The following is an 8,320-nucleotide window of genomic DNA, read 5'->3' as shown; positions in this document are numbered from 1 at the left end:
CAACTTCAGCAGCAACCGTTCTTCATGATTTACTATTTGGAGAATGGAATCAAGTTGAGAAAGAGATGCTTAAATCTGGAGAAGAAAGATTGAAAGATTTAACTAATCGAAATGGTTGTTAGAGTTAGAATTTTAAAATAAAGTCTACTTATAACTTTTGTTAGTTGTTTAAAGTGGGCAGAAAGTCTTTATAATCAAAAAAGAAAAGGCGCTAGGACTGAGGAAACAGTTTTAACGCCAAATCTAAAAAAGTATAGCACAGGAAGTGATTTTTTGTGCTTTTTTACTGTCTTTTTTCAAATAAATAAAGCTGTTCAAGCCACTTTCTTCATAGGAGTTTAATTTTATTAGCTAAAAGTTATTTAATTTCAGTCATTATATTGATTTTTATCTGTACTTAATAACAAACAATTAATAGCGAGTTGAGTAACTAATCTTTTATTTATTTCTTAAGTGATGAATAGATATAATCGCTCGGCCATTTCTTTTATTAATAGGAAAAATAAAGTGTACTTAGTAGTTATAGAATAATTTTTAAGTAGTATGATTTTATAATAGCTTCCATTTTTGACTTTGAACAGATAATCCGTTAATTGAAGTATTTCATTATCTGTAGGTTGTATGCTGCTATCTAGTGTATCTATTTGTTCTATGCATCCACTCTTAAATAAAATTTCCAAAAGTCTCAAATTTTTAAAGTTTAGTTCTTTTAATGATGAATGTTCAGTAAATATAGTACTCATTTTTATTATTTATCAATAAGTGAGGAAAGATGATCCTCGTACTGTTTTTTTATTGAACTCTCGTTTAGAATATCAAAAATCTGTAATGCATCTCTCATTTTGGATATTCCAGAGTGAGCTCCTTGTGCAAATTCGAGGTATCCTTGAGCATATAAGAATATAGTTTGTTCATAATAATTGAGTTCGTTATCTAGTAATCTAGATATTTCTTTGATTAAAAATCTACAATTGTTGTATTTCTTAGCATCTATACTTGCAATTAAACAGTTAATAGCAAGTTGGGTTACTAATTTTTTATTTGTTTTATTTAAAGAGGAGTATATATAATTTTTCAACATTTCTTTAGTTAGTAAAAAATAAGAAGAATACTCTATGGTTCGGACACAGTTTCCTAGTAATATTATTTCGTAATAACCCCAATTTTCTATTTTGAAAAGATAATCTGTTAATTTTAATAATTCCTCGTCAGTAGGTTTATGGGAGCTATCAAGAGCATATATAATTGATTTTAACATTGTCCTATCAAAGTCTGTTAAATCGATATTACAATATAGTGTATTCTTGAGTGATATAACACGATGTAGGGTATAATCTTCACGAATATGTTTTATAAGATTCATAAAGTTTTCACATTTTCCAAAATCGTTATTATGGATTATCAAAAATTCTTCTAATGATATATTAAGTTTATCAAGAATATTTATTAACCTAGCACAAGATATCTCAGATTCTCCTCTCTCAAATCTAGAAATTTGTGATTTTGATAAATGTTCATCAGCGACAGAACTAATGCTAATTTGTTTTCCTTTACGAATTTTTCTAAGGGTTTTTCCTAAATTGAATTTCATATATTCCCACTTTCACAACAAAAATGATAATTTCTTTTCTTTATTGTACAATATAGAAAAGAAAAAAGGAGAAATAAGATGCTGAAGATTTCAAAATTTACTAAGTATTTACTAATACCGCTTTTATTTTTGGATATCATAATTATTGTAGGTGGATAGAGTGCTTAGGTGTACACTTAAGTCTTTGGGATTCTCCAAAGACTTACTACTACTAAAAATATAAAATGCACAATTAATTTTTAAGACATCTTAATGAAGTAACACGATGTAGGAGGGAATGATACCAATGTATTATAGATAAGACGTTGCATGTTAACTATTAATTTAAAGAGTATTTAGTAAAATATTATGATTTTTCTAAACTAAATGAATATTTGAAAAAGGATAGTTGTGAGAACAGAAATAAAAAGTAATAAACTTAGTAAGTCATTTTTAAAGTTTCTAACAGCCCAAGTATTTATTATTCTTGCTGGAATATTGTTAGATATGGTTTTAATTCTCTTTGTATATCAAATGAGTCAATCGCTATTTGATACAAGTATGATTCTAGTTGTTGGATCTATTTCACGAATATTAGGAAGTATTCTACTTTCAAATATTTTTGACAAGATTTCAGCAAAGTGGATTATGCTAGGAGCATTGATAGCCAAAGTTTTTATTATTATACTACTCATATGTACTTATAGATATATATATATTGTGTTAATATCAAAATTTTTATTGAGTTTATTAGATAGTGCTATTTCTCCTGCGCAAGGTGTATTGCTTGCAGATATAATTAAAGAGGATAGAATTCGTTTAAATGGTATTTTCTATACTGTCATTCAAGTATTTCAAACTGCTACTTGGACATTTGGAATACCTTTTGTTCTATTCCTTAATCCTTTTGCGGCATTTTGTGTGATTATTTTGATGATTACTGTATCCTTGTGGCTCTTGAAGAAAATAGATACAAAAGATAGAGTGCAAACGAATTTACTCCCTTATTTTGAGAGATTGAAGCAGGGATGGTATGATTTGTTCCATATTACTGAATTGTGGAATATAACCATTATGGACACATGTGAATCAATTGCTAATGTGATTTGGACGCAAACTTTTCTATTATTTTTCACGACGAGTTTTTTGAACTTATCAGAGGAATGGTGGGGATTTCAAGGAGCTGCTTACTTTGTAGGTTCGATTGTAGGAGGAATTATAAGCATTAGATACTCTAAGTATATTTCTCAGTTTGGGGGAAAAGTTATCTTTTTTTCATCACTTGTGATTGCTATTTTTACAGGTATATACGCTTTTAATAAAGTAGCTTTCTTGGCTCTTGTTATTAACTTTTTCATTGGAATTCCGTATCAAATTAGAGATTTGGTGCAACAATCATTAATACAAGAGAAGTCCCCTACTTATTCGATAGGACGTGTTTTTTCTCTAAGGCAATTAATATTAACGATTACTTCATCTGGCTCTTTGGCAATATTTAGCTATTTAAGTAGTCGGATTGGTATACAGGCTGTTTACCTGATTGCAACTATTATATACGCTATCGTAACTATTTGGATATTATTAAATAGAAAAATCATTAAATTTAAAATTGAGGAGTAATGAATATGAACGAATCAGAAAAAATTATTTTTGAAGAACTTGAAGAAGTTGTTATGTCCTATGTAGCAAATTGTCATCATGCTGCTGCATATTACGAAGCTGATTAGTCTAGAGGAGCAGTACTCATGTAAACTTGAGTGCTGCTTTTTGGAGTGGAAAGGAGGACTAAAGTGTATTTAAAAAGTACTGTCCATGTTTTACCTTATGATGGAAGAACGTTAATATGGGATAGAAAAACAGATAAAAAGATTATTATTCATTTGAATTTTGAAGATTTTTATAATCAATTATGTAAAGGTATATCAGATAATTTACTTGATATATTAAAAAATGGTCAATTTATTGATCTTTCCAATTCATTTGTAACTAAAAATTTTAGCACCCCGACGTACATTTGTAAATGCAAATATTTTGATATATACTCATTAAATACATTATTAGAGAATGAAGGAAAGATTAGAATACTAAATACACTTGATAATTATATATTAATTAGTCCAGTTTTGTATTCTAAGGATGAAATAGATAATTACGTGATAAGAGTATTATCATCTTCCAAATTTTATAAATATTATATAGAAATGATGCAAAATCAACGAAAATATCCTCAGTTAATGTCGGAAACTATATTTGAATCTAGTGAATATAGAAAATTATTTATTGATTTTATTGAATTGGCTGAATCAAGAGAGACTATGGCCGGAAAGATTGATATTCGAACTAATGAGATGAGTTTTGTACAGTATACACCTCTTCCAGTTGTAAAAGAAAAAATAAAAGAGGAGTGGAAATGGCTATTTTTGATGTAGTAGATGAGGTTTTTGGTTTAGTGAAACATGTATATAAAGTGGAGAATAGGCATGGGGAACCGTCGTCCATGTTTGCGTATACATGTTTACTTAATGATGTATCAAGGTTGTTGAATTGGCCGATGGATAAAATTAGTACAGGTTATAGCTTCGATGAGGATAAGGCTATTAAGTCTGCTATAGGAGAAGGGGTTGAAAGATATTGTGGAAATCATGTTCCCGACGATTTATTGAAGGCTAGTGTAGTTGAAATGTTAGAAAGAGGTTATAATTTTTTAAATCCAAAGGAATTTTTACAATTTACCAAAGAGCAATTGGAGAAAATAAATACTTATTTCGGGGTAGATGAATCAGTTTTAGTAGAGTGGGTTCCAATGATAAACCTAGTAAAAGATGAGAACTGTTATCTACCTGCAGATGTTGTATATGTTGATTATCGTAGTTATCAAAAAAATAAAAAAGTCAAAGGGAATAGATTACCCATACTATTTTCAGGATTGTCTGCAGGTTCAACTGTTAATTATGCCATAATAAATAGTTTGTTAGAAATTATTGAAAGAGATGCGACGATGCTTTGGTGGATAGGAAGAAAGCCAGCAAAAGAGTTAATAATAGATTCCAAAGACAGATTGAGCGACGTAATAAATGAATCGGAAACAAAAGGAATTGCTCTTAAGTTTTTACTACTATCTACTGAATTTTCAGTGTATACAGTAGCCTGTGTGTTGAACGATTATGAGAATAAATTTGTCACAGTTGGTTTTTCTTGTCATTTTAATATTAAACAGGCCAGTGAAAAGGCCTTGATGGAAGCATATCAATTACGTATGTTTAGTTTTAATTTATCCGATCCAAAAGGATTTATCTGGAAAGAAAACTACCAAGATATGTTTGGTGTCAAAGATTTTCAAAGAGATAGAAATTATACTAAAGTGTATAATAAAGACTATTCTGATATGATAAGTTTACTCCAAAATACACAATTCTTTTTGGATACGGTTGCTTATGGTGAGGTTATGAGTTTTTTTAATACGACATCTTACCAAAATATTAGTGAGTACTTAGATATAAATAGTTCTTTAACAGAAAGCGAACAACAAAAATTCTTGATTAAAGAATTTAGAGATAAAAAAATTGATGTTTTTATGGCAAATATTACAACGTCTGATATAGAAGTAGCAGGCATGAGCGTCGTTCGATGTATAGCTCCTAAAATGTTAGCTAATATGCCTACAGCTTTTCCTCTGTTAGGAAACAAGAGATTACAACAAACTTTAGGTAATAAGTTACCAAATTTATTTCCATTACCTCATAGCTAAAACGGATAAGGAGGCATTCTATTTTGGATAATAGTATTACTTTTAAAGATTGGAAATACGCATTACATGACGCTAGATATGGATTCGTACAACAATTTGCACAATATCATCCACAAAATGTACTTATTTTAGCTTGTGGAGTAGGATTAGAAGCATTTATATTATCTAGTACTGTCGATTCGCCTTGCAAAATAGTTGGAATTGATATTGATAAAAAATCAATAGCGTATGCAAAAGAAAAGTTGAATCAATTACAATATTCAAATATTACTTTCAAAGTAGAGGATATTAATCGTTTTTTTTCAACTAATACAGAGAAATTTGATGCGGTAATGATAATGTTTGCTATTCATTTTTTTGATAGAAAAAAAATATTGGAAAATGTTTCACAAATACTGGAACCAGATGGAATTTTTGGAGTTTGTGAATGGGAACCAAATGATAGTTTATTAAATATAAAACATATAAATGAGATTATTAATAGGTACGCAAATGAGGGTAAGGTACTGGAAAAAGCCAAACGGTTCTTCAACATGAAAAATAAATATTTATATGAAAAAGATATTCAGAATAGTATTGTAGAATGTACATTGCAACGTGTTTCTCATAAATCAAAGAAATATTCTATACGCTATTCTAATTTACAATCTTATTGGAATTTTCAGAAAAATAATGAATTATTTAAACGATTAAAACAAGATATGTTACCTAACAACTATTTACAAATGATAGAAGAGATAGAGAGTTATGTAGCTTTAGCTGATGAATCAGAAGTAGTATTTATTGCGAAAGTCGGAAATTCGTTTTATAAAAATCAAATACTATAATTTATCAGAGTGAACATTGAATGGAGATTGTATAAAAATGGAATATGGAATTATGTTACCTACTTTGGATAGGAATTTTAATATAGATGATGAGCTGAATCGCCTAAATCAGCTAAAGAACATCAATGAGTTAAGGATTTGGTTTAGAGATTTACCGGCAACTCAGAAAATAGATAGCGATGAAGGCATAGCCATGGACCCCCTGTTAGCTATTCAGTATGTATTATCTAAATATGGATTTTTAAAATTAGGTATTGGAGTTCTAAATACTTCTTTTAGAAATATTATGTTAACTATTAGAGAATTAATAACTTTGGGCAACTTAGTTAATACAGAAAATTTAATTATAGGAGTTGGTAGTGGAGAGAAAGAGTTATTGTTTAAAGATTCAAATATTTCATGGAGTGAAAAGAGTTTAAACTTTGAATTTTGGTTGACTGAATATAATCATCATTTCAATAATTTGGAACAGAATGGACGTATCAATCTAAAGAATCATTACTATTCTATGGGTGCTTTAAAACAGATTCCTAGATTAGCTGTAGCTACAAAAAATATTGACATGGTTAATAAATTTGACAAATTGATTGATAGTAATATTATTTGGTTAAGTAATTTAGAGGATATTTCTAAGCTGAAACAAAAAATAAAGAACAAGAAACTAATTATGTTTTTACCTATTAGTATTAATAATGCAGTGAAGAAAATAGAAATTATTCAGTTTGAAGATAGAGATATCTTAGTTATGACAGAGGAAATTCTGAAATTGTATCTAAGAGAATTGGAAAAATCTGGAGTAAATGAGGTAATTTTTTCTATCATCCCTGGATCTAATTTAAACTTTTTGGATAATTTATATCAGTTTTAAAAATGTTATGACCAGAAAAGTAAAGTTATCCAAGTATTGCTATCGGACATTCCAAATCAAGTATATATCTTGTAGAAAGTGATTCTTCATGGATAAAGTAGTTGAGAAAGTAGAGAGAGGGGGATTGCCACGGGAAACATACTAATACCAATTATTTTCAAAAAGCGTTTTAAAGTCCATTGTCTGCTGACAGTGGACTTTAAAACGCTTTTTTCGAGTCCTTGAATAACTTCTTGAAGTTTATCAATGACGGCTTCCAATGTTTGGAAATCTTTATTTTTAAAACCTCGTTTTCGAATTTCTTTCCAGACTTGTTCAATAGGGTTCATTTCTGGTGTATAAGGTGGGATAAAAGCCAACTCAATATTACTTGGAATCTCTAAGGTACTTGATTTATGCCATATAGCATTATCCATTACAAGTAAAATATAGTCATCTGGATAAGCTTGTGATACTTGCCGTAAAAATGCATTCGTCCACTCAGTATTACATCCTCCAGCAATAAGGAAGAAGGAATCTACTGTATGAGCATTTATCGCTCCATAACAATAGCGATATTCTCGCATATAATGACTATGAATGCTAGGTCGGCTTCCTTTAGGAGCCCAACAAGAACTCATCTTACTGATTCTCACGAAACCAGCTTCATCTTGATACATCAAACGTACTTTGTTATAAGATTCCTCCTCTTTAAAGCGCTTACTTAAGGTATAGAATGTAGATTTTATTTTTAGACGTCTCAATTGTCTGAGCGTCTGCCTTCTTGGGATGTTTAGGTCTAGGAGTGATCGTTCGCTAACCATGGCGTTTTAGGAGATAATAGAAACCATCACGTGTGGAAGTACGACCAATCTCTTTTTGATAGGCTTCAAATAAGTGATTGACAGTTACAAATTCCCCAGCCTGAACATCTTCTATATGGCATTTTAGAAATGCTTTCTCTTCTTCATAAGTCATATATTTGCGATGGCGACCGCCACGGGTCTCTTGAAGAAGAGCATCCAAATCAAACTCCTTATATTTTTCAAATTCCTCCAAACAGTTGTTTTATTGCAATCTAGCAGATTTATGATTTCCTTATAACTCTTTTCTTTTGAGCGAAAATAAATAATTTGTAGACGTTTGTGATATTTGGCGTACGATGAATCTCTTAGGAATTGTTCAATTTTTTGTATTTCTTCGTTTGTAAGTTTCATAACTACTATAATATGTTTTCTGATTTTAGGCTAGTATGAGTTTTTCCTCATCTATTTTTAAGGATACTTGAAAGTTATATTTTAGAAAAACAATTATGGAGTTCTTAATAC

7 protein-coding genes and 1 pseudogene are annotated in these 8,320 nt (G+C 29.7%); 5 read left to right on the top strand and 3 right to left on the bottom strand.

Features of this window, described 5'->3' with window-relative positions:
• Positions 1-449: 449 nt before the first annotated feature.
• Both RWM06_RS09700 and RWM06_RS08860 read right to left on the bottom strand, forming a co-directional pair.
• On the bottom strand, positions 450-743 hold the full coding sequence (locus RWM06_RS09700; RefSeq protein WP_399553536.1) for a hypothetical protein: 294 nt from the start codon (positions 741-743) through the stop codon (positions 450-452).
• Positions 744-748: 5 nt separating this feature from the next.
• Entirely contained in the window at positions 749-1,591 is an 843-nt protein-coding gene (locus RWM06_RS08860) for a helix-turn-helix domain-containing protein (protein ID WP_313970857.1), read from the bottom strand.
• A gap of 390 nt (positions 1,592-1,981) precedes the next feature.
• On the opposite strand from RWM06_RS08860, the gene RWM06_RS08855 reads away from it, so the two are divergent.
• The 5 genes from RWM06_RS08855 (at position 1,982) to RWM06_RS08835 (ending at position 7,013) form a co-directional block, all read left to right on the top strand.
• Complete coding sequence (locus RWM06_RS08855) at positions 1,982-3,190, top strand: MFS transporter (protein WP_313970856.1); 1,209 nt, start codon at positions 1,982-1,984, stop codon at positions 3,188-3,190.
• Between the two features lie 170 nt (positions 3,191-3,360).
• Positions 3,361-3,999, top strand: a complete 639-nt coding sequence (locus tag RWM06_RS08850) for a hypothetical protein (RefSeq protein WP_313970855.1) — start codon at positions 3,361-3,363, stop codon at positions 3,997-3,999.
• A complete protein-coding gene (locus tag RWM06_RS08845; protein ID WP_313970854.1) occupies positions 3,981-5,318 on the top strand; it encodes a YcaO-like family protein in 1,338 nt (445 codons plus the stop codon). The genes RWM06_RS08850 and RWM06_RS08845 overlap by 19 nt, the downstream gene beginning before the upstream one ends.
• 23 nt (positions 5,319-5,341) lie before the next feature.
• Positions 5,342-6,145 carry a class I SAM-dependent methyltransferase gene (locus tag RWM06_RS08840; RefSeq protein ID WP_313970853.1) on the top strand — a complete coding sequence of 268 codons (804 nt, stop codon included), beginning with the start codon at positions 5,342-5,344 and terminating at the stop codon, positions 6,143-6,145.
• Positions 6,146-6,182: 37 nt separating this feature from the next.
• Positions 6,183-7,013 (top strand): hypothetical protein, encoded by an 831-nt coding sequence (locus RWM06_RS08835; protein ID WP_313970852.1) that lies wholly within the window; start codon positions 6,183-6,185, stop codon positions 7,011-7,013.
• Between the two features lie 141 nt (positions 7,014-7,154).
• Here RWM06_RS08835 and RWM06_RS08830 read toward each other — a convergent pair.
• Positions 7,155-8,209: pseudogene (locus tag RWM06_RS08830) on the bottom strand (IS630 family transposase).
• Between the last annotated feature and the right edge of the window lie 111 nt (positions 8,210-8,320).

Source organism: uncultured Streptococcus sp. (genome assembly GCF_963516575.1).
Taxonomy (GTDB): domain Bacteria; phylum Bacillota; class Bacilli; order Lactobacillales; family Streptococcaceae; genus Streptococcus.
Note: the sequence above shows the minus strand (reverse complement) of the source record. Positions and strands in the feature narration are given on the sequence as shown.